This is a genomic window from Xanthomonas sp. NCPPB 3005 (assembly GCF_041228095.2).
In the GTDB taxonomy this organism is placed as follows: Bacteria; Pseudomonadota; Gammaproteobacteria; order Xanthomonadales; family Xanthomonadaceae; genus Xanthomonas_A; species Xanthomonas_A bonasiae.
Genome location: NZ_CP166096.2, coordinates 3,001,346 through 3,022,468, shown reverse-complemented (window position 1 = coordinate 3,022,468; position 21,123 = coordinate 3,001,346). Strand labels below are relative to the sequence as shown.

The following is a 21,123-nucleotide window of genomic DNA, read 5'->3' as shown; positions in this document are numbered from 1 at the left end:
ATGGATGCACCGATCGCCACGCCGCCGGCGCCTTTCCGCCGCGTCTTTCAGGCCGGGATGCGCGACGGCGGTGGCCGACTGCTCAGCGGCACCGAAGTGCTGCACCTGGTGCCGCATCGCGGGCGGCTGTTTTCTTCGCTGTCCTACACCCACAACCGGTATCTGCCGGGCGATCCGCCGGTCGGCGCGCAGATCGCCGTGCTGGACCGGGCGGACGGCGAGTGGCGGCAGGCCCACGAATACGATCGCGACTATTGGCGGGTGTTGCTGAAATCGGTGGCGTTCACCGAGGACGGGCGCGGCCGCACGCTCGATGCCCCGGTCTCGCTGCTGCTCGCCGGTCCCTCGAACAGCCAGGGTGCGGTGTATGTCGATTGCTTCGACGACGAAGCCGGGACGTGGGCGCGCACGCGCCTGGGCGTCGGCTCCGGCCTGACCAGCACCCGCAGCTTCTTCGTCCATCGCGACACCGTGACCGGGCAGGAGCGCGTCTTTGCCGGGACGTTGCCGCTCGGCATTTTCAGCGGCAGCTACGACCCGGACGCGCCGGGCAAGATCCGCTGGGACGAACACGCCGAGTTGTCCGGTTATCGGCGCCGTCCGATGGCCTTCACCCAATGCGATGGCCACCTGTACGTCAGCATCCGGCCGCACCTGTATCGACGCATCGACGGGCCGGCGCCGCGATGGGAGAAGGTCCACACCATCGCGGACCCGCTGATCTTCCCCAGTTGCGGATACCGCGGACTCACCGCCGTTGCCCATCCCTCGGGATCGGGCCAGGTGCTGCTGGCGGCGCTGGAAGGGGACCGCTGCCGGATAGTGCGGATCGACCCGCGCGACGATTTCCGCGAGACCCTGGAACTGGACGTGCTCGACTTCCTGGGCATGCACTGGGGAAAACGGCCGGCGTTCGGCGTGGTGGCCTACGACGACTTCACGCCCGTGGTCGATCCCGGCACCGGACAGGCGCTGTTGCTGGCCGGCGTCGGCGCCAGTTACAGCACGCGGGTCGACATCCATCCGACGGATGAGTGGGTGCGGGATGCCTGGTATCTGATCCGCGATCCGGGAGGGCGGCGGCATACGCTCGGACGGATCGAAACGGCGGACCTGGAACCGCCGGCAGCGCTTTTCGCCGCTCGCAGCTTCGCTGCGTCTCCCTTCGAACCAGGAACGCTGTACGTCGGCGGTTGCGATCCCAACAACCAACCCTGCCGCGAGACCGCGTGGGTGTTTTCGGCTCCGATCGAAACGGTGCTCGCGCCGCGAACGCGGTGATGTCGACGCGCGGATATCCGGCGGGCGATGCCGTCGCTTGTCTACATTTCCGCTGCGTCTTCTGAATATACTCGGCAAATGCCCCCGGAGCATAAGGAAATGCACAATGATGCGTTGTGCATCTGACAGCCGTGTGTCTGCGGCCTGCGGGATTCTTTCAAGGACGAACGCGCATGACCTCGCACCTGTTGGCTTCCTGGACTGCTTCTCCGGACACGACCTCCGCGGAGCCGTATGCCGGGAGCCTCTGGGCCGAAGCCATGCCTTCGCAGCGGCTCAACGACTATCTGGCCTTGCAGGGTTCGACCACCTTCTTTCTGGAGGCCGTCGCCGGATTGCCCGTAGAGGTTGAAGTCCTCGGCCAGTGCATCGAGACGCAAGCCGACGGCAGCGAGGTCCTGCGCCGTCGTTCCCGGCTGTACGTGCGCGACCCGGGCAACATCCTCCTGGTCGCCGAATCGTCGATCCAACTGGCCTGCATCGACGCGGAGCAGCGGCAAAGGCTTCTCGACGGCAGCGTGGGCATCGGCAAGCTGTTCGATCCGCACGACCGCGGTCTGCTCGAAAAGACCGACCTGGAAACCCTGCGCGTGCCGGCGCCGCGCAGTCTGCGGACGGAATCGACCTGGGCGATATCGCGACGCTACGCGATGCGGCTCAACGGCGCCCACTGCGTCGAAGTGAGCGAAATCCTCAACAACGAATCCCTGGAGCGCGCGCGATGAACGCAGCGGCCTTCGCTCCGTTCCGCGCGCAGGGCTGGCGCGACGCGCTCGCCGCCAGCGGCAGCGTGGTGCATCTCAATGGCGAGAGCGCGACGCTGAAGGAGCTCCTGGACAGCGGGCGCGAGCGATGGCAGGCCTACCGCATGCACAGGCGGGTCGCGCTGCTGGGAATCGGCGATCTCGGCATGCTGTCGCTGCAGCTGACGGCCATCGTCGACGGGCATCCGCTGCTGCTCTGCGCGGGTGACGCCACGCCACCGGCCCTGTGCGACGCGCATATCGGCGCTGCGGTCGGGAACGAGGCAACGGCCTCGCCTCCGGAGATCGCGCCGCCGCCCGCCGGGCATGGGCAATGGCCGGACGGGGTGGCGGTGCTGTCCTCCGGTACTGTGGGCACGCCGAAGGTGATCTGGCATGCGTACGACGATCTGCTCGCGACCGGCGCCATGGTCCTGCGCCGGCTCGAACTCGGCGCGCACGACCGGGTGCTGATCACCGTTCCCCTGCACCATATGTACGGCCTCGGCGCGGCATTGATTCCGGCGTTGCTGGCCGGCGCGCAGATCCACTTGCTGACCAGGGCCAATCTGCTCGGCTTCAACGATGCGCTGCGGGCCGCCCAGCCGACCTGGGTCTTTTCCACGCCGCACTTGTTGCGCATGCTGCTGCAGCGCAAGAGCGATGCGGTCGCCAGTTGCCGCGGCCTCGTGCTCGCCGGCGACGGCACGCCGCCCTCGCTGCACACGCAGGCGCAACGGGTGTTCAACCGCGTCTTCGACCTCTACGGAAGTTCCGAGCTCGGCGTGGTGGCGATCTCCGAGCCCAACGCACCCAAGGCGCTGCGTCCGCTCGAAGGCGTGCGCGCATGCCTCGCGGACGCGGACGCCGCGCAAGGCACTCTCATCGTGAGCCATCCGCATGCCGCGACGCATATCGCCCACCAGGGAACGCTGTCGGCGTTGCCCGCCGAGTGGGACACGCGCGACATCGCGACCTTCGACGACAGCGGCGGTTTCGCGATACGCGGCCGGGCCGATCTCAGCCTCAACCGCGCGGGCAAGCTGCTGATCCTGGCCGATCTCGAGGGCGCCATCATGGGCTGGCCGGATGTCGACCAGGCCGTGGCGATCGTGCTCGAAGACGAGACCACGGCCGGCAAGGCCATCGCCGCCGTGATCAAGCCCTCGACCTCGGCCTTGACCATCGACGCCCTCAAGCGCCACGCATCGATGACCCTGCCGGCCTTCGCCCGGCCGGACCACTACACGCTCGTGTCGGACCTGCCTTGCCTGGGTAGCGGAAAACCCGACAGGAAGACCATCATCAAGGAGTATCGCCATGGATAAGTCTCAGATCGTCGACACCTTGAAGCGCCTCATCGCCGAGGACCTGGATCTCAACGTGCGCTACGAGCAGATCCAGGACGGGGCTTCTTTCCTGGAAGACGGGCTTGCGCTGGATTCCATCAGCATGGCCGAGTTCATCGACCATCTCGAGCGCCGCTTCCCGATCCGCATCCTGGACGAAGATCTGGATTCGGGCACGTTCAAGTCGCTCGACAGCGTGGCGGCGCTGGTGCTGAAGCGCCTGCCCGAGCACGCGGACGAGGCCAGCGCGTAATGACGAACCTCACGATCGCGCTGGTCGGCGACGCGGGCGCGCCGCCGATCGAAGCGCCGCCGGACTATCGCAACGAAGCGCCGAACCGCGACGGCTTCGTGGTGGCGTGGCCGCCCCAGCGTTACTGGAAATCGGCCGGCGACGCCGATCTGCTGTCCGAAAAGCCGCTGCATCTGTACTTCCATATTCCGTTCTGCCTGCAGCGCTGCCGCTACTGCTTCTTCAAGATCGAGATCCTGTCCGAGTCTTCGCACGCGGTCCGCGAGCGCTACGTCGACGCCTTGTGCCGCGAGATCGAGCTGGTCGCCGACGCGCACAGGCTGCGCGGACGGACCGTGAAGTCGATCTATTTCGGCGGCGGCACGCCCAGCGTGATCCAGCCCGAGCAGCTGCGGCGGATCAAGCGCAAGATCGAGGAATGCTTCGTGCTGGACGCGCCGGAGTTCGTTTTCGAGATCGAGCCGATCACGCTGAACAACCGCATGATCGACGGTCTGGCGGACCTCGGCGTCAACCGGATCAGCTTCGGCATTCAGTCCTTCGACGACCGCGTCGTCGCCTTGACCGGCCGCCACGATACCGACGAAAAGAATTCGCGCGCGATCGAGCGCGCGCTGAGCACCGGCGCAGTGGTCAACGTGGACCTGCTGTCCGGGCTCGAAGGCGAGACGATGCAGAGCTGGCAGCACTCGATCAATCGAGCCGTCTCGCTCGGGGTGCATGCCGTCACCGTGTACAAGATGGAGCTGTACTCCAACGCGCACTACATGAACGACGTCCGGCAAGGCACGCTCTCGCTGCCCGGGCCGGATCAGGAGATGGCGTTCGCGCGCTGGGGTCTTTCGCGCCTGCGCGAGGCCGGCTACCTGCCGTCCACGTACTTCACCTTTACCCGTGAAGGGAAGTATCCGCAGCATCACATCATCAGCCGTTGGCGCGGCGAAGACATGTATGGCTTCGGCGCGTCGGCGTTCGGAACCGTCGGCGGCCGCAGCAGGCAGAACATCACCGAGATCGACGCGTATCTGGAACGCGTCGAGAGCGGACTGATCCCGACCCAGCGGGTGCTGGAGATCAGCAGCGCCGACCATATGCTGCGCGACCTGGTGATGGGGCTGAAGACGACCTCGATCGATCTCGACGACTACCAGAACAGGCACGGCGTGCACCTGGACATGATGCTCGCCGAGGATCTCGCGCACCTCCAGCGCCAAGGCCTGGTCACCCTCAAGGACCAGCGACTGCGCCTCACCGACGAGGGCGTCATCTACGGCGACTATTGCGGCCGTTATCTCGGCGCGGCGTTGAGGCGTCGGCTCACCGGCAACGCGAGGCCGCTCAAGGCCTGACCACGATGCTGATAACGCCGGATTTCGTTTTCATCCACATGCCCAAGACGGGCGGAACGTTCATCACCCAGATGCTGCGGCGCGTGTATGGCGCGCAGGCCGTGGAAACCGGGCGGAAACACGCCACCTGCGACGAGATCCCGGACGCCGACCGAGGCAAGCCCATCCTCTCGGTCATGCGCTCGCCCTTCGACCGCTACGTGTCCCAGTACCACTACGGCTGGTGGAAGACGCATCCGCAGGAATACTGCGATCCGGCGCTGATCCAGCGGGACTTTCCCGAGTATCCCCAGGTCGGTTTCGACGCGTTCGTCGCGATCGCCAATCGCTTCTTCGTCAACGTGCATCGCGGCGTAGCCAGCGGATACGACACTCCGAAGCTGCCGGCGGAGCGGGCGCTCGGTTGGCACACGGAGCAGTTCATCCGCTTCTTCTGCAAGGACCCGAAGAGCGCATTCGCCGGCATCGGCGAGCAAGACCTCGATCGGGGACACCTGCAGGCGTTCGAGTATCCGATCGAGTTCCTGCGGACCGAGACGCTCAACGACGACCTCGCCGACTATCTCGAGCGCCATGGCGCGGATGCGTCGCTGTCGAAAACCGTCCGCGAGCACGGCCGGGTCATGCCGGACGAGGCCCACGAAGCGCGGGCGCGCCCGCACGCGCGCGACTACTTCGACGACAACCTGCGCGATTTCGTCGTGCGCAGGGAAGCCTTCCTGTTCAACCGTTTTCCGGAATACCGGATGGATGCAGCATGACCGAAACGACAGCCGGCGATCGCGTCGCCCTCATCAGCGGCGGCAATCGGGGCATCGGCCTCGCCGCATGCGAAGGCCTCGCCCAGCGCGGCGTGCATGTGTACATGGGCTGCCGGAATCTGGCCGACGGCGCGTTGGCGGTCGAGCGTCGCCAGCTGACCAACGTGACGCCGATCCAACTGGACGTCTGTTCGGAAGCTTCGATGGCGGCGGCGATCGACGTCGTCGCCCAGGCCCACGGGCATATCGACCTGCTCGTCAACAACGCCGGTGTCTCCGTCGGCGTGCGCGACAAGCCCAGCACGGAAGCCCAGGCGCAGGCGCGGGCGACGTTCGACGTCAATTTCTTCGGCCCGTGGCGCCTGATCCAGCTCGTCCTGCCCTTGATGCGCGAGCGTGCGCAGGCGCAGATCATCAACGTGTCCAGCGGCCATGGCAGCTCCACCAAGATCGAAGGCAACAACCTGGCGTACCGAAGCTCGAAGTCGGCGCTGAACGTGCTGACCCAGGCGCTGGCGATCGAGCTTGCCGACAGCGGCATCCGCGTCAACTGCATGACCCCGGGGTGGGTCAGGACCAAGCTCGGCGGCATCGCCGCGCCGCGTTCGCCGGAGGAGGGGGCCGAGACCATCCTGTGGCTGGCCGATGGCGGCGGCGAGACCGGAAAGTTCTACAAGGACAGGGCGATTTTTCCGTGGTGAAGGCGCCGAATCTCTTCGTCATCGGCGCGCCGCGATGCGGCACCACGTCGCTGTTCGCCGCGCTGAAGCAGCATCCCGATGTCTACGCGTCCGTGCTGAAGGAACCGCATTTCTACGCCGCGGATCTGCCTGCTCAGCCGCACACCGTGTCCGATCCTGCGGATTACCAACGGCTGTTCGCCGTTGCCGGCGATCAGCGCTATCGCGCCGAGGCCTCGGTCTGGTACTTCTACAGCCACGAGGCGCCGGCGTTGATCGCGAAGGCGCATCCCGATGCGCGCATCGTGCTGCTGTTGCGAAATCCGGCGGACATGCTGGTCAGCCTGTACGAACTGTATCTGCGCACGGGCAACGAAGGCGACGCGGACCCCGAGGCGGCGATCTTCCGCACCGGCGAGACGCGTTTTGCGACCACGTATTTCCCGTTCGGACTGCACTACCTCAACCTGCTGGACGTGACCGGGCCGCTGTCGCGCTGGCGCCAGTTCTTCCCGGAAGAGCGGTTGCGGTTGATGACGTTCGAGGAGATGTACGCGGCACCGGGCGCCGGTTTCCGCGACCTCTGCGGCTGGCTGGGGATCGACCGGGACGCTGCGGTGAGCTTCGACTCCCGGCAAGCGCGCGAGGCGGTGCGGGCGATGGCGATGAAGCAACTGCGCGACCTGCCGGAGCATCTTCGCCGCAAAATGAATCCCGACGCTTCCCGGTTGCACGCCGGCAAGGGGGGAGTCGCGATCCCCGACGCGCTGCGCCTGCGCCTGCGCCAGCGCGCGCGGGAGCTCAACGCCGGTTTTCCGGTGGCGGCGGGCAGGCCATGGCCTGACGCCTGGGGACATGCCTGACGGTTTCGGCCCGAAGCGCGTCAGTCGCCCGCGAAATCGCAGGTCGGCAGGGATTCGGGCCTGCCAAGGTTGCGCGCGGTCGGGTTCGCCGGCCGCGCTGGTTGCCGGTGCGCACCGCATCGGGATGCGCGCCTTGGACCCTTGGTGTGGAGAGCAGCGCGCGAGCAGCGGATATGGACCGCGGGACGCGACACCGCGAGCGCCGCGGATTGATGCGATGGGTTTCTGGCTTGGCGAGCGGCGAGCGTTTGTCTTCCTGCGGCGGGACTGAAGTCCATCCCACACTGCACCCGGCCCGCTGCTGCGCGCCTTTGTAGGAGCGGCTTCCGCCGCGACGCGCGACGAACCAGCCGGCGAACTGGCCGGCTTCACAAGCGCGCTGTCGCGGCCGAAGCCTCTCAATCGGTGCGTGGTGGCCGGCATCGACCCAATCCGCGAAGCCGCCGGCCAGTGGCGTGCGCTCTGCACACCGGCGCGCCGGCTGACGCGGCCGCGTCGCCGCAGTGCCGTGAGGGATGGCTACAATCGCGACTTCTTACGCTTTCCCGGGTCCATGCCATGTCGCTGCGCGTCGTAATGCTCACCTGCCTGTTGACTGCCGCGCTTCCGGCGCTGGCGCAACCGGCGACGATCAGCGGCAGCGTCTACCAGGAGCGCGACGGCCACGCGGGCCGCGGCAACGGCGAGCGCGGCATCGCCGGCGTGCAGGTGTCCGACGGCGTGCACATCGTGCGCACCGATGCGCAGGGCCGCTACAGCCTCGCGGTGGAGCCGGGGCGCACGGTGTTCGTGATCAAGCCCGACGGCTACGCCTTCGCCAGCGCCGGCAACGGCTTGCCGGACTACTGGCGGCACTATGCACCGGCGGGATCGCCCAAGCTCAAGTATCCGGGCATTGCGCCCACCAGCGGCGCCACCAGCGGCTGGGATTTCGCGCTGCGCGCGCAAGCGCCGGCGGCCAGCACCGAGGTGCTGGTGTTCACCGATACCCAGACCGCCTCGGCGACCGATGTCGGCTACTACGCGCGCGACATCGTCGCGCCGCTGGTGGGCAAGACCCACGCGCGCCTGGGCACCACCCTGGGCGACGTGGTCAGCGACAACCTGGCGCTGTATCCGGCGCTGAACGCCGAAACCGCCAAGCTCGGCGTGCCGTGGTTCCATGTGCCAGGCAACCACGATCTGAATTTCGATGCCGCCGACGATGCCGGCTCGCTGTCCAGCTGGCGCGCGATCTATGGCCCGGACACCTACGCGGTGGAGGAGGGCGGCGCCAGCTTCGTGTTCCTCGACGACGTGGTCTATCGGCCGAAGCAGCAGCCCGACTACATTGGCGGCCTGCGCGAGGACCAGTTCGCGTTCCTGCAGGCGTACCTGGCGACGCTGCCCAAAGACCGGCTGCTGGTGCTGGGCATGCACATCCCGCTGTTCGACGCCGCGCCGGGCAGGGAGACCTTCCGCCATGCCGACCGCGCGCGCCTGTTCGGCTTGCTGCAGGCGTTTCCGCACGTGCTGGTGCTCAGCGGCCATACCCACACCCAGCGCCACTATTACCACGGCGCCGACGACGGCTGGCACGGCGCGCAGCCCTTGCACGAATACAATGTCGGCGCGGCCTGCGGCGCGTACTGGTCCGGCGTCAAGGATGCCGACGGCATTCCCGCGACGACGATGGCCGACGGCACCCCGAACGGTTATGCGGTCCTGGACGTGAAGCGGGGCGGCGACTATGCGCTGGCCTATCACGCCGCGCGCGCGGCCGGCGACCCACAGCTGCAGTTGCACGCGCCCAGGTTGCTGCGCCGCAAGGCCTATCCGGACTTCGGGGTGTACGCGAACGTGTTCATGGGCGAGGACGACAGCCGCGTGGAATATCGCATCGACGAGGGCGCATGGAAGCCGATGGTCCGCGTGCAGCGGCCGGATCCGGACCTGCTCGCCGAGAACGCGCGCGACGACGCCGCCGAGGCGCTGCGCGGCTACGATCGTTCGCCGGAAGCCGTCCCGTCGCAGCATCTGTGGCGCGGCACCCTGCCGACCGACCTGGCCGCCGGCGCGCACCGCATCGAGGTGCGCGCCTTCGACCGCTGGCGCGGCGAGCAGCGCGCGAGCACCGACTACCGCCTGCAGGACGCGACGCCCTGAATGCGCGTCGCGGGTCGGCTCGTGGATCGACGGGTTCCTAGCCGATGCAAGAAGCGGCGTGCGGCGAACGGTCCGGTTTCCTGCGTCGGGACTGAAGTCCCTCCCACACTGCGTCAGCGCCGCGCTGGTGCGCGCCGACAGCAGCCCAACCCGCTGCTGCGCGCTTTTGTAGGAGCGGCTTCAGCCGCGACGAACGAGCCGGCAAACCGGTCGGCCCCGCCAGCGAACTGTCGGGGCTGAAGCCCCTCCTACAGTGCACTCAGGCTGGCTTTCTTCGCTTCCTGTAAGGGAGGCTCTAATCGCGACAATGCGGCAGTGAGATAGGTGGCTTCGTCAGCAGTCGGGACTGAAGTCCTTCCCACACTGCGTCCAGCCCGCTGCTGCGCGCCTTTGTAGGAGCGGCTTCAGCCGCGACGAACGAGCCGGCAAACCGGTCGGCTCCGCCAGCGAACTGTCGGGGCTGAAGCCCCTCCTACAGTGCACTCAGGCTGGCTTTCTTCGCTTCCTGTAAGGGAGGCTCCAATCGCGACAATGCGGCAGTGAGATAGATGGCTTCGTCAGCTGTCGGGACTGAAGTCCTTCCCACACTGCGTCCAGTCCGCTGCTGCGCGCCTTTGTAGGAGCGGCTTCAGCCGCGACGAATGCGTTGGCAAACTGGTCGGCTCCGCAAGGCAAACTGTCGGGGCTGAAGCCCCTCCTACAGTGCACCCGGTTGGCTTGCCGCGAGTCCTTGTGGGAGCGACTTCAGTCGCGACGAGCGCGAGTGGCAACCCCTTCAGAGCTCGCGGATTTTTCGGCACCGCAGACCAAAAGACCAGTAAGTGGAGTTTCCGAATCCCGAAAACAAAAACGCCTCCGCGCGGGAGGCTGTCGAAAGCGGGTGATCCTGGCTGGCGAGCGAAGGCGAGCGGGCGGAAGGATCGGGAGCAGCTGGCTGGCATGAGGCTGGCGGGCTTGCTGCGGGGCCAAGTCTAGCGAGTGCCACGATTCGACGATCAAACGCGACTCACTCGCATTTGTTCGCGAGGCGGCGTACGAGAGGCATGCACTCGATGCCGCGCTGCGTACTTTGTCGGATCGTCTTGCGAGGCTGTCGTCGCGCGATACCCATGGTCGGTACGATCGCGGAGGGCGATGCCCATCGCCACATTGAAGCTCATCTTCTCGCGGCGACCGAAGGAAGTGCCCGTGGGAAGAGGTGGGTGGTGTGAGGGCGAGGGCGAAGCCACCTCGCCATCCCTTCGAATGCTGTCGCGCGCGCACTGAGCCCGCCGTTTCGGCCTGGTGATCCGAATCCTTGTCCGGCTGCGCTATTGCCCGGCTGTGACGTCGGCCGCTGTGTCCGGCGCTGCTGTCGTCTGCGTCTCCGGTTTCGGTTCCGGTTCCGGTTCCGGATAGGGATAAGTCGGTGCCGCAACCGGCGGCAGCTGCGCACGCCAGCGCTGCAGCAGCGGCGCGATGCGCGCGCCGACATACAGCTGCGGATACGACGGCGCTTCGCCTTCGGCCTGTTCGCGCGCGGTGATCTCGGCCGTGGCCAGGCGATAGCTCTCGACGAAATCGGTGGTGCGCGCCAGCGCGTCGATCAGCCAGGCGCGGCCGAAATAGGTCGCGCTGGCGGTGTTGCCGCAACCGAACGAGGGCCGGTCGCGGCGTGCGGCGGTGATGATCAGCGTGTCCGGACTCTTCAGCGCCGGCACGAAGCCGCCCGAGTAGCACGCCGACAGCACGATCACCCGGTTGCGGATGCCGGCATCGTCGAGCAGTCCGCGCAATTCCTTGGGCGTGATGGTGTCGTAGTCGGCGTCCTCGCCGGGGCCGAACTGCACATACAGTTCGTGCTGCTCGGTGCCGTGGCTGGTCAGGAACAGCAGCAGCGCGTCCTCGCGCCGGTCCATCAGCTTGCCGATCCGCTGCAGCGTGTCGGCCAGGTTGTCGTAGGAGGCCTGCGGCGCGTAGGCGTGGGCACCGAGATTGTCGGCGTGGTTGATCAGGGTGACGATGCGCCCCGCCGCGTCGAAGCGCTGCGCGAACAGTTGGCGCAGGTACTGGGTCTCGTTGCGGAACACGTCCTCGCTGGCGTCGCCGGCGAAGCCGACCACGTACAGGTCGGTCGTGCCCGGCCGCTGTGGCCGCAGTGCGCCCAGCGCCTTGCGCAGTTGCGCCTGGTCGATCGGATCGACCGGCGCCGCCGCATCGGCCTGCGCCTGCGCCGAACCGGCATCCGCATGGCAGGCGGGCAACAGCAGCGCCAGCAGCAGGGCCAGGGCCAGGCGGCGGTGCGGCACGCGGTGCTTGCGCAGGAACCAAGGCATGGGAGCGGCGGCAGAGAAGATGCGGCGTTAGCGCGCAGCGGGTGCCGCGACGCTCAGAGCGCCAGCTCGGCGAAGCTCTGCACGCGCCGGTGACCGTTGCAGGCATCGCCCAGGCGCGGTTCGGGATAGTCCTCGCGGCGATCGACCAGCACCGTGTCCAGCCCGGCCGCGCGCGCGGCATCGAGTTCGGCGACGACGTCGGACAGGAACACGATCTGCGCGGCCGGCACGCCGGTCGCCTCGGCGATGCGCGCGTAACTGGCCGCTTCGCGCTTGGCGCCGACCTCGGTGTCGAACCAGCCGGAGAACAGCCCGGTCAGGTCGCCGGCGTCGCTATGGCCGAAGAACAGTTTCTGCGCCGGCACCGAGCCGGACGAGTACACGTACAGCGGGTGGCCGTCGGCATGCCAGCGGCGCAGCGCCGGCGCGGCGTCGGGATAGATGTGCGCGGCGAAGTCGGCGTCGCGGTAGCCGGCCTCCCAGATCATGCCCTGCAGCGCCTTCAGCGCGGTGTGCTTGCGGTCCTGGTCGATCCAGCCCTGCAGCGTCTCCACGATCACCGCGTCGCTGCAGATGCCGCCGCATTCGCTCGCCACCGCGTCCAGCCACTGCCGCACCTGCGGCTGCTGGCCGTGCGCGCGGACGAAGTCGGGCAGGGCGCGGCGCGCGTAGGGGAACAGCACATCCTTGACGAAGGAGATGCTGCTGGTGGTGCCTTCGATGTCGGTCAGGATCACGCGCGGGCTGGCCATCGCTCAGCTCGCCTCGCCGCGCAGCGCCGCTTCGTAGCGCGGGAAGCGCTGGGCGATGTCGGTGCCGGTGAAATGGCCGACCCAGCCGTCCGGCTCGGTGAAGAAGCGGATCGCGATGAAACGCGGCTCCGGCCCCATGTCGAACCAGTGGTGGGTGCCGTCCGGCACCGCGATCAGGTCGTTCTGCACGCATTCGATCTCATAGACCTTGCCGTCCACGTGCAGGGTGAACAGGCCCGAGCCGGCGACGAAGAACCGTACCTCGTCTTCCTTGTGGAAATGCTCCTCGAGGAATTTCTTGCGCATCTCCTCGCGCTGCGGATGGTCCGGAGCGATGCTGACCACGTCCACGGTCTTGAAGCCGTGCGCGGCCACCAGCCGGTCGATGTCGCTCTTGTAGGCGGCCATCACCGCTTCCGGGGTGGCGCCGGCCTCGATCGGCTGGTCGGCCTGCCAGCGCTCGAAGGTGACGCCGATCTTGCGCAGTTCGGCGGCGATCGCGTCGCCATCGCGGCTGTCGAACAGCGGCGCGTCGGGAGTGGTTTCGGCGAAGATGCGGAGTCGGCTCATGGCGGCGGGCGAGGGCGTCGAGGAGGGGAGGAAAAGGGTAGCAGCTGGCGGGGAAGCCGCCGTTGCGGCGCTGGAACGCTGTCGCGCGGGCGCCGTGCGCCGGGCTCAGCCGGTTGCGCGCAGCTTGCGCAGTTCCAGCTCGCAATGCAGCAGGAACTCGATCGCTTCCAGGTGGCGGCGCGCCTCGGCCATGTCGCGGCCCCAGGCGTACAGGCCGTGGCCGTCGATCAGGTAGCCCCACAGCGGGGCGCGGTCCAGCAGCGCGTCCACCTGCGCGGCCAGCACGGTCATGTCCTGGGTGTTGGCGAATACCGGCAACTCCACGGCGGTCTCGTGGGTCTGGTTGCCATGCAGGGCCTTCAGCAACTCGTAGCCTTCCAGGCGTACGTGGCCGGCATCGGCATACAGCCGCGAGGCGATGGTCTGCACCGGCGAGTGCGTGTGCAGCACGCAGCCGACCTCCGGGAAGCGGCGGTACAGCTGGGTGTGCAGCAGGGTCTCGGCCGAGGGCCGGTGATCGCTGCCGACGGCCTTGCCGTCGAAGTCCACCACCATGATGTCGGCCTCGACCAGCCGGCCCTTGTCGCGGCCGGACACGGTGATCGCGGCATGCGCGGCGTCGAGCCGGTGCGAGAAGTTGCTGCTGGTGGCCGGAGTCCAGCCGGCCGCCGACAGTTCGCGGATATTGCCGATCAGCAGCTGGGCCAGCGTGCGCAGGCGTTCGGTATCGTAGGGCTGTGCGTTCATGCCCCTATTCTAGCGAGCCTGTGTGGCACGCAGACGGCTGTGGCGGAAGCCGTAGCCGAAATAGATCAGCAGGCCGAGCACGGTCCAGCCGGCCATCAGCAGCCAGTTGTGCGCGGTCATCGCCGACAGCAGCGCCAGGCAGCTGAGCACGCCGGCGATGCAGATCGGCCAGGCGAACGGGATGCGGAACGGGCGCGGCAGGTCCGGCTGGGTGCGGCGCAGGATCAGCACCCCGGCGCAGACCGCGGCGAAGGCGATCAGCGTGCCCATCGAGGTCAGCTCGCCGAGCACGTCCAGCGGGAACAGCGCCGCCAGCAGCGCGATGCCGATACCGGTGATTACCGTGTTGACGTGCGGGGTGCGGTACTTGGGATGGATCTTGGTGAACAGCGGCGGCAGCAGCCCGTCGCGGGCGATGATCATGAAGATCCGCGGCTGGCCGATGATCATCACCAGCACCACCGAGGACAGGCCGATCAGCGCGCCGACCTCGACCACCACCCGCAGCCAGGCCAGCTGCGGATGCGCGCCCACCGCGGTCACCACCGGCTCGTCGGTGCCCAGCTGGGTGTACGGCACCAGCCCGGTCATCACCGCCGCCATGGCGATGTACAGCACGGTGCAGACCACCAGCGACAGGATCATGCCGATCGGCAGGTCGCGCTGCGGCCGGTGCGATTCCTGCGCCGCCACCGACACCGCCTCGAAGCCGATGTAGGCGAAGAACACCATCGCCGCGCCGCGCAGCACGCCGTCCATGCCGTACTTGCCGGGGCCTTCGTTGGCCGGAATGAACGGGTGCCAGTTGGCCGTGTCCACGTACTTCCAGCCGGCCGCGATCACCAGCAGGATCAGCCCGGTCTTCAGCACCACCATCGCCATGTTCATCGCCGAGGACTTGCGGATGCCGACGTAGCACAGCCAGGTCAGCAGCAGCACGATGCCGGCGGCGGGCAGGTTGGCGATCGCGCCGGTGCGCTGCAGCTTGCCGTCCAGCGGCGCGTTGACCAGCGCCGCGGGCAGGTGGATGCCGAAATGGTCGAGCAGGCTGAGGAAATAGCCGGTCCAGCTCACCGCCACCGCCGAGGCCGACACGCCGTATTCCAGCACCAGCATCCAGCCGATGAACCAGGCCGCCAGTTCGCCGAAGGTGGCGTAGGTATAGGTGTAGGCGCTGCCGGACACCGGCACCATCGCCGCGAACTCGGCGTAGGCCAGCGCGCAGAACGCGCAGCACAGCGCGGCCAGCACGAACGACAGCATGATCGCCGGGCCGGCGTGGTTGGCCGCGGCCTGCCCGGTGATGACGAAGATGCCGCCGCCGATCACCGCGCCGATGCCCAGCGCGGTCAGGCCCCAGGGACCGAGCGCACGCTGCAGGCCCAGGCCGCCGGCGTCCTCGTGGGCGGCATGGGGGTGTTTGGTGGCCCAGAGTTGTTTGAACATGGAGCGGTTCCAGCCTGGCGCTGCGCGCGATGGACGAAGGGACGAACGCACAGACCGGCGCGGGCGCCGGTCTGTGGGGACGGATCAGGCCTTGGTGGTGGCCAGGCGGCTGTGGCGGATGCCGTAGCCGAAATAGATGAACAGGCCGATCACGGTCCAGCCGACGAACACCTTCCAGTGTTCCTGGAACGCCTGCAGGAACAGGAACAGGCAGGCCAGCGCGCCGAGCGGGCAGATCACCATCGCCAGCGGCACCCGGAACGGGCGCGGCAGGTCCGGCTTGGTGAAGCGCAGCACCATCACCCCGACGCAGACCGTGGCGAAGGCGAGCAGGGTGCCCATCGACACCAGTTCGCCGAGCACGTCCAGCGGGATCAGCCCGGCCAGCAGCGCGGCGACCACGCCGACGAAGAGGGTGCCGACGTAGGGCGTGTGGAACTTGCGGTGGACCTTGCCGAACAGTTTCGGCAGCAGGCCGTCGCGGGACATGGTGTAGAAGATGCGCGGCTGCGCCATCAGCATCACCAGCACCACCGAGGACAGGCCGGCGATCGCGCCGATCTCCACCGCGGTCTTCAGCCAGGCCAGGGTCGGATAGTGCTCCAGCGCGGTGGCCACCGGCTTGGCGGTGCCGAGCTGGGTGTAGGGCAGCAGGCCGGTCAGCACCGCGCAGACGATGATGTAGATGACCGTGCACACCGCCAGCGACACCAGGATGCCGATCGGCATGTTGCGCTGCGGGTCCTTGGTTTCGCCGGCCGAGGTGGAGACCGCGTCGAAGCCGATGTAGGAGAAGAACACGATCGAGGCGGCGCGGAAGATGCCGCTCCAGCCGAACTCGCCCGGCCCGGTGTTCTCGGGGATGAACGGGTGCCAGTTGGCCGGATCGACGTGGGAAATGCCGAAGCCGACGAACAGGCAGATCACCGCGACCTTGATCGCCACCACGATCGCGTTGGCGAACGCCGACTGGGTGACGCCGACGTAGCACAGCGCGCTGACCGCGACCACGATCAGCACCGCCGGCAGATTGACGATGCTGCCGGAGGCGACGAAGGTATGGCCGGTCCAGGTCAGCGGTGCGCCGGCCAGTTCGGCCGGGAACGGCAGCCCGAGCGTGCCGGTCAGGAAGCTGATCAGGTAGGCCGACCAGCCGACCGCGACGCTGGAGCCGGCGAACAGGTATTCCAGCACCAGGCACCAGCCGATGAACCAGGCCACGCCTTCGCCCAGGGTGGTGTAGGAGTAGGAATAGGCGCTGCCGGAGACCGGCATCATCGCCGCGAACTCGGCGTAGCACAGGCCGGCGAAGGCGCAGGCGATGCCGGCGAACACGAACGACAGCATCACCGCCGGTCCGGCGTGATTGGCCGCGGCCTGGCCGGTCAGCACGAAGATGCCCGCGCCGATCACCGCACCGATGCCGAGCATGATCAGGTGCTTGGCGGTGAGGGTCCGTTTCAGCGTGGCTTCGCCTTCCAGGCTGCCTTCGAACGGTTCGCCGGCATCGACGTGGCCGGCGGGCTCGATCGGCTTGACCCTCAACAGAGACTTCAGCATGCGGTGCATTCCCCGGTGGCGATCGGGACAGTAGTGCCCCGGTAAAGATGGTGCGCTAGGCCCAAGCAGGCCACGCAAGCGTCGTACCATGCCAAAGCCGGACGGCCGCCACAAGCCGCGCCGCACCGTCGGCGGCGATAATGGCCGCCCCCGATCGCGAGAACCGCCCATGCCGGACCTTTCCCTGCGCCGCCAGTTGCAGGCCTATGCCGCCCGTTGGCCGCAGGAGGCCGAGGTTGCCGCGCAATTCCTGGCGTTGCTGGACGATGCGCAGGACCCGTTCGTGCGCGATCGCCTTGACGGCCATTTCACCGGGTCGGCCTGGCTGGTCAGCGCCGATGGTGCGCGCACCCTGCTGACCCACCACCGCAAGCTGCAGCGCTGGCTGCAGCTGGGCGGACATGCCGACGGCGACCGCGACCTGGCGCTGGTGGCGCTGAAGGAAGCCGAGGAGGAATCCGGGCTGCCGGGCTTGGCGCTGGAGGACGGCGCACTGTTCGACCTGGACCGGCACTGGATCCCCGCGCGCCAGGACGTGCCGGGGCACTGGCATTTCGACGCGCGCTACGTGGTGCGCGCCGGCGCCGACGAGGCGTTCGCGGTCAGCGCCGAATCGCTGGCCCTGGCCTGGCGCCCGATCGCCGAACTGCTGGCCGAGCCGGACCTGGATCCGTCGTTGCGGCGCATGGCCGGCAAGTGGCTGGCGCACAGCGGCGGCTGACACGCCGGTGACGGGCGCTGCCGGACTGGCTGGCGGGTCCAGGCACTGAGCGGCCGCCGCTGGCTGGGCGGGCATGGCGGGATTGGGTACCCTTGGGCGCCCGTTGCCTGTCCATGCCCATGTCCCGCGCCGCTGCTTCGTTCACCTACCGCCTGGCGTTCCGTCCGGTCGACGACCGGATGGAGTCGGCCGAACTGGCGCGCACCGTGCAACGCACGCTGCTGGCGTTGAGCGGGCCGCCGCATGGCGTGGCGATCGTCAGCCTGCAGCGCCCGCCGCGCGAGGACGGCGGCGGCCTGTACATGGAGGCGGTCACCACCGGCCCGGAGCGGTGGTACCTGAAGGCCGACGACTATCTGTTGAGCCAAGGGTTGCGCGGCGAGCTGCAGCCCTGAGGGGCTGGGATTCGGGATTCGGGATTTGGGATTCTTAAGAGCGTATGTCGCGTGATCCGCGTTCGCGCGCTTGTTTTGGCATTCCGCATTCGTGTCGGAGCCACCGCCAAGCCAGATCGCAGTCGGAAAAAGGACGCGCCAGTGCCACCGCTCTTCCCAATCCCGACTCCCCAATCCCCGTCAGTAAAGAATCCGCGTCCGCAAGGTGCCGGCGATCTGCCCCAGTTCGTCCTTCAGCACGCCCGCCAGTTCCTCGCTGGCGGCGACGTCGATCACCACGTAGCCGACCTTGGGGTCGGTGCGCAGGAACTGGCCGTCGATGTTGACGTTGTGGCGCGAGAACAGTTCGTTGATCTGCGACAGCACGCCCGGCACGTTGCGGTGGATGTGCAGCAGGCGCAGGCTCTCGGCGTGCTCGGGCAGGGTGACCTCGGGGAAGTTCACCGCCGACAGGGTGCTGCCGTTGTCGCTGTAGCGCACCAGCTTGGCCGCCACTTCCACGCCGATGTTGTCCTGCGCTTCCAGCGTGCTGCCGCCGACGTGCGGGGTCAGGATCACGTTGTCGTGCGCGGCCAGCGGCGATTCGAACACGTCGCCGTTGCCCTTCGGCTCGACCGGGAACACGTCCACCGCCGCGCCGCCGATGTGGCCGGAGGTCAATGCCGCGTCCAGCGCGGCGATGTCGATGACGGTGCCGCGCGAGGCGTTGATCAGGTGCGCGCCGGGCTTCATCTGCGCGATCTGCGCCGCGCCGATCATGTCCTTGGTCGACGGCGTCTCCGGCACGTGCAGGGTCACCACGTCCGAGCGCGCCAGCAGGTCGTCCAGGTCGGTCGCCGCGCGCGCGTTGCCCAGCGACAGCTTGGCCTCGATGTCGTGGAAGATCACCTGCATGCCCAGCGATTCGGCGAGCACGCCGACCTGGGTGCCGATATGCCCGTAGCCGACGATGCCCAGCACCTTGCCGCGGGTCTCGTGGCTGCCGGCAGCCGACTTCGACCAGCCGCCGCGATGGCATTCGGCGTTCTTCTGCGGAATGCCGCGCAACAGCAGGATCGCCTCGGCGATGACCAGCTCGGCGACGCTGCGGGTATTGGAGTAGGGCGCGTTGAACACCGGGATGCCGGCCAGCTCGGCCGCGTCCAGGTCCACCTGGTTGGTGCCGATGCAGAAGCAGCCGACCGCGATCAGGCGCTTGGCCTGCGCCAGCACTTCGGCGCTGAGCTGGGTGCGCGAGCGGATGCCGACGATGTGCGCGTCGGCGATGCGCGCCTTCAGTTCCTCTTCCGGCAGCGACTTGGCGTGCAGTTCGATCTGCGAGTAGCCGGCGGCGCGGAACACGTCGATGGCGGTCTGGCTGATGCCTTCGAGCAGCAGGACGCGGATGTCCTGCTTCGGAAACGAGGTTTTCTTGGGCGACATTGCGGCGGCGAGGCGAGGCGGAAGGGTCGGTCACTATGCCAGATGCGTCTGCGTTTTGGTGCGTCGCAATAGGACGCCGGGGGCGCGCAGACGCAACGCTGGCAAAGGTTTCAGTTGCATCTGTTCGGGACTCGGGACTCGGGACTCGGGACTGGGGACTGGGGACTGGGGACTCGGAAGAGCAGGAGCATCAGCATGAAGCGAGAGGGCAAGGTCAGACCCAGGCTCCCTGCAAGTTCCCAGTCCCGAGTTCCGCCCAACTGGACGCCGCTAGCCAACGCTGGCAGGCTTGAACGCTTGCCTTCGCCCGATCCCGACCCATGAACGACCCGCGCCTGGACGCCCTTACGCACTCCGTTCCCGGACTGCGCCTGAAGACCGACCCCGCCGACCTGGAGCACTACGGTCGCGACTGGACCCGGCGCTGGACGCCGGCGCCGCTGGCGATCGCGCTGCCGGCGACGGTGGAGGAAGTGCAGGCGACGCTGCGCTGGGCCAACGAGCACGCGGTGGCGGTGGTGCCTTCCGGCGGCCGCACCGGCCTGTCCGGCGGCGCGGTGGCCGCGCACGGCGAACTGGTGCTGAGCCTGGAGCGGATGAACAAGGCGCTGGCGTTCGATGCGGTCGATCGCACCCTCACCGTGCAGGCCGGCATGCCGCTGGAGGCGGTGCACAACGCGGCGCGCGAGCACGGGCTGGTGTATCCGGTGGATTTCGCCGCGCGCGGCTCGTGTTCGATCGGCGGCAACATCGCCACCAATGCCGGCGGCATCCGCGTGATCCGCTACGGCAATACCCGCGAGTGGATCGCCGGACTCAAGGTGGTGACCGGCAGCGGCGAGCTGCTCGAACTCAACCGCGGGCTGATCAAGAACTCCAGCGGCTACGATTTCCGCCAGCTGCTGATCGGTTCGGAAGGCACGCTCGGCATCGTCGTGGAGGCCACGCTGCGGCTGACCGATCCGCCGCCGCCGAGCAACGTGATGCTGCTGGCGCTGCCTTCGTTCGAAGTGCTGATGCAGGTATTCGCCGCGTTCCGCGGCCGCCTGCAACTGGAAGCGTTCGAATTCTTCACCGACCGCGCGCTGCAGCATGTGCTGGCGCATGGCGCACAGGCGCCGTTCGACACGGTCTATCCGTATTACGTGGTCACCGAGTACGCCAGCGGCGACGAGGCGCAGGAAGCCGCGGCGCTGGCCGCGTTCGAAACCTGCATGGAGCAGGGCTGGGTGCTGGACGGGGTGATCAGCCAGAGCGATGCGCAGGCGGCGCAGCTGTGGCGCCTGCGCGAAGGCATCACCGAGGCGGTGGCGCGCTACAAGCCGTACAAGAACGACGTGTCGGTGCGGATCTCGGCGATGCCGGCGTTCCTGGCGCAGACCCAGGCGCTGCTCGGCGCAGCGTATCCGCAGTTCGACGTGGTCTGGTTCGGCCATATCGGCGACGGCAACCTGCACATCAACGTGCTCAAGCCCGACGCCACCGCCGACGCCGACTTCATCGCCGCCTGCGAGCAGGTCACCAAGCTGCTGGCGCAGGTGCTGGCCGAGCATGGCGGCAGCATCTCCGCCGAACACGGCATCGGCCTGGTCAAGAAGCCGTACCTGGAAAGTACCCGCAGCGCCGAGGAGATCGCGCTGATGCGCGCGGTCAAGCGCGTGTTCGATCCGGCCGGGCTGCTCAATCCGGGCAAGCTGTTCGATCCCTGAGCCGCGCGCGCCGTGCAGGCATGCGCGCGGCGGCGGCGACGGCGCTCGCGCTCGCGGCGGCG

The 21,123-nt window shown here is 68.0% G+C and carries 19 protein-coding genes; 12 read left to right on the top strand and 7 right to left on the bottom strand.

Features of this window, described 5'->3' with window-relative positions; translation table 11 throughout:
* From AB8810_RS13035 to AB8810_RS12995, 9 genes are all read left to right on the top strand, one after another.
* Nucleotides 1-1,281 carry a hypothetical protein gene (locus AB8810_RS13035; protein WP_369913851.1) on the top strand — a complete coding sequence of 427 codons (1,281 nt, stop codon included), beginning with the start codon at nt 1-3 and terminating at the stop codon, nt 1,279-1,281.
* Between the two features lie 173 nt (nt 1,282-1,454).
* On the top strand, nt 1,455-2,006 hold the full coding sequence (locus tag AB8810_RS13030) for a hypothetical protein (RefSeq protein WP_369913850.1): 552 nt from the start codon (nt 1,455-1,457) through the stop codon (nt 2,004-2,006).
* Nucleotides 2,003-3,352, top strand: a complete 1,350-nt coding sequence (locus tag AB8810_RS13025; RefSeq protein ID WP_369913849.1) for a class I adenylate-forming enzyme family protein — start codon at nt 2,003-2,005, stop codon at nt 3,350-3,352. The genes AB8810_RS13030 and AB8810_RS13025 overlap by 4 nt, the downstream gene beginning before the upstream one ends.
* Nucleotides 3,345-3,626, top strand: a complete 282-nt coding sequence (locus AB8810_RS13020) for an acyl carrier protein (protein ID WP_191826978.1) — start codon at nt 3,345-3,347, stop codon at nt 3,624-3,626. The genes AB8810_RS13025 and AB8810_RS13020 overlap by 8 nt, the downstream gene beginning before the upstream one ends.
* Nucleotides 3,627-3,727: 101 nt before the next feature.
* The gene (locus AB8810_RS13015; RefSeq protein WP_369913848.1) at nt 3,728-4,975 is read left to right on the top strand and encodes a coproporphyrinogen-III oxidase family protein; all 1,248 of its coding nucleotides are present in this window, start codon (nt 3,728-3,730) and stop codon (nt 4,973-4,975) included.
* Nucleotides 4,976-4,980: 5 nt separating this feature from the next.
* A complete protein-coding gene (locus AB8810_RS13010) occupies nt 4,981-5,736 on the top strand; it encodes a hypothetical protein (protein ID WP_369913847.1) in 756 nt (251 codons plus the stop codon).
* Entirely contained in the window at nt 5,733-6,437 is a 705-nt protein-coding gene (locus AB8810_RS13005) for an SDR family NAD(P)-dependent oxidoreductase (RefSeq protein ID WP_369913846.1), read from the top strand. Before AB8810_RS13010 ends, AB8810_RS13005 begins: the two co-directional genes overlap by 4 nt.
* Nucleotides 6,431-7,279, top strand: coding sequence for a sulfotransferase (locus tag AB8810_RS13000; protein WP_369913845.1), 849 nt, complete (start codon nt 6,431-6,433; stop codon nt 7,277-7,279). Before AB8810_RS13005 ends, AB8810_RS13000 begins: the two co-directional genes overlap by 7 nt.
* A gap of 558 nt (nt 7,280-7,837) precedes the next feature.
* Nucleotides 7,838-9,424 carry a calcineurin-like phosphoesterase C-terminal domain-containing protein gene (locus AB8810_RS12995; RefSeq protein WP_369913844.1) on the top strand — a complete coding sequence of 529 codons (1,587 nt, stop codon included), beginning with the start codon at nt 7,838-7,840 and terminating at the stop codon, nt 9,422-9,424.
* A 1,310-nt stretch (nt 9,425-10,734) separates the two neighbouring features.
* Here AB8810_RS12995 and AB8810_RS12990 read toward each other — a convergent pair.
* The 6 genes from AB8810_RS12990 to AB8810_RS12965 all read right to left on the bottom strand — a co-directional run bounded on the left by AB8810_RS12990 (nt 10,735) and on the right by AB8810_RS12965 (nt 16,814).
* The gene (locus AB8810_RS12990; protein ID WP_369913843.1) at nt 10,735-11,739 is read right to left on the bottom strand and encodes a C13 family peptidase; all 1,005 of its coding nucleotides are present in this window, start codon (nt 11,737-11,739) and stop codon (nt 10,735-10,737) included.
* Nucleotides 11,740-11,792: 53 nt separating this feature from the next.
* Nucleotides 11,793-12,491 (bottom strand): acireductone synthase, encoded by a 699-nt coding sequence (gene mtnC, locus AB8810_RS12985; RefSeq protein ID WP_191826971.1) that lies wholly within the window; start codon nt 12,489-12,491, stop codon nt 11,793-11,795.
* A gap of 3 nt (nt 12,492-12,494) precedes the next feature.
* Nucleotides 12,495-13,061 (bottom strand): acireductone dioxygenase, encoded by a 567-nt coding sequence (locus AB8810_RS12980; protein ID WP_179564349.1) that lies wholly within the window; start codon nt 13,059-13,061, stop codon nt 12,495-12,497.
* Nucleotides 13,062-13,166: 105 nt separating this feature from the next.
* Complete coding sequence (locus AB8810_RS12975; RefSeq protein WP_206231212.1) at nt 13,167-13,808, bottom strand: methylthioribulose 1-phosphate dehydratase; 642 nt, start codon at nt 13,806-13,808, stop codon at nt 13,167-13,169.
* A gap of 9 nt (nt 13,809-13,817) precedes the next feature.
* Nucleotides 13,818-15,254 (bottom strand): amino acid permease, encoded by a 1,437-nt coding sequence (locus AB8810_RS12970; RefSeq protein WP_179564353.1) that lies wholly within the window; start codon nt 15,252-15,254, stop codon nt 13,818-13,820.
* A gap of 84 nt (nt 15,255-15,338) precedes the next feature.
* Entirely contained in the window at nt 15,339-16,814 is a 1,476-nt protein-coding gene (locus AB8810_RS12965) for an amino acid permease (protein WP_369913842.1), read from the bottom strand.
* Nucleotides 16,815-16,983: 169 nt separating this feature from the next.
* Between AB8810_RS12965 and AB8810_RS12960 the strand changes: the two genes are divergently transcribed.
* Nucleotides 16,984-17,535, top strand: a complete 552-nt coding sequence (locus tag AB8810_RS12960; RefSeq protein WP_179564357.1) for an NUDIX hydrolase — start codon at nt 16,984-16,986, stop codon at nt 17,533-17,535.
* A gap of 113 nt (nt 17,536-17,648) precedes the next feature.
* Entirely contained in the window at nt 17,649-17,930 is a 282-nt protein-coding gene (locus tag AB8810_RS12955; protein ID WP_179564359.1) for a hypothetical protein, read from the top strand.
* A 180-nt stretch (nt 17,931-18,110) separates the two neighbouring features.
* On the opposite strand, the gene serA is transcribed toward AB8810_RS12955, so the two are convergent.
* Complete coding sequence (gene serA, locus AB8810_RS12950) at nt 18,111-19,352, bottom strand: phosphoglycerate dehydrogenase (RefSeq protein WP_179564361.1); 1,242 nt, start codon at nt 19,350-19,352, stop codon at nt 18,111-18,113.
* A 320-nt stretch (nt 19,353-19,672) separates the two neighbouring features.
* Between serA and AB8810_RS12945 the strand changes: the two genes are divergently transcribed.
* Nucleotides 19,673-21,061: an FAD-binding oxidoreductase gene (locus AB8810_RS12945; RefSeq protein WP_369913841.1), complete on the top strand. Its 1,389-nt coding sequence runs from the start codon at nt 19,673-19,675 to the stop codon at nt 21,059-21,061.
* Nucleotides 21,062-21,123: the final 62 nt, after the last annotated feature.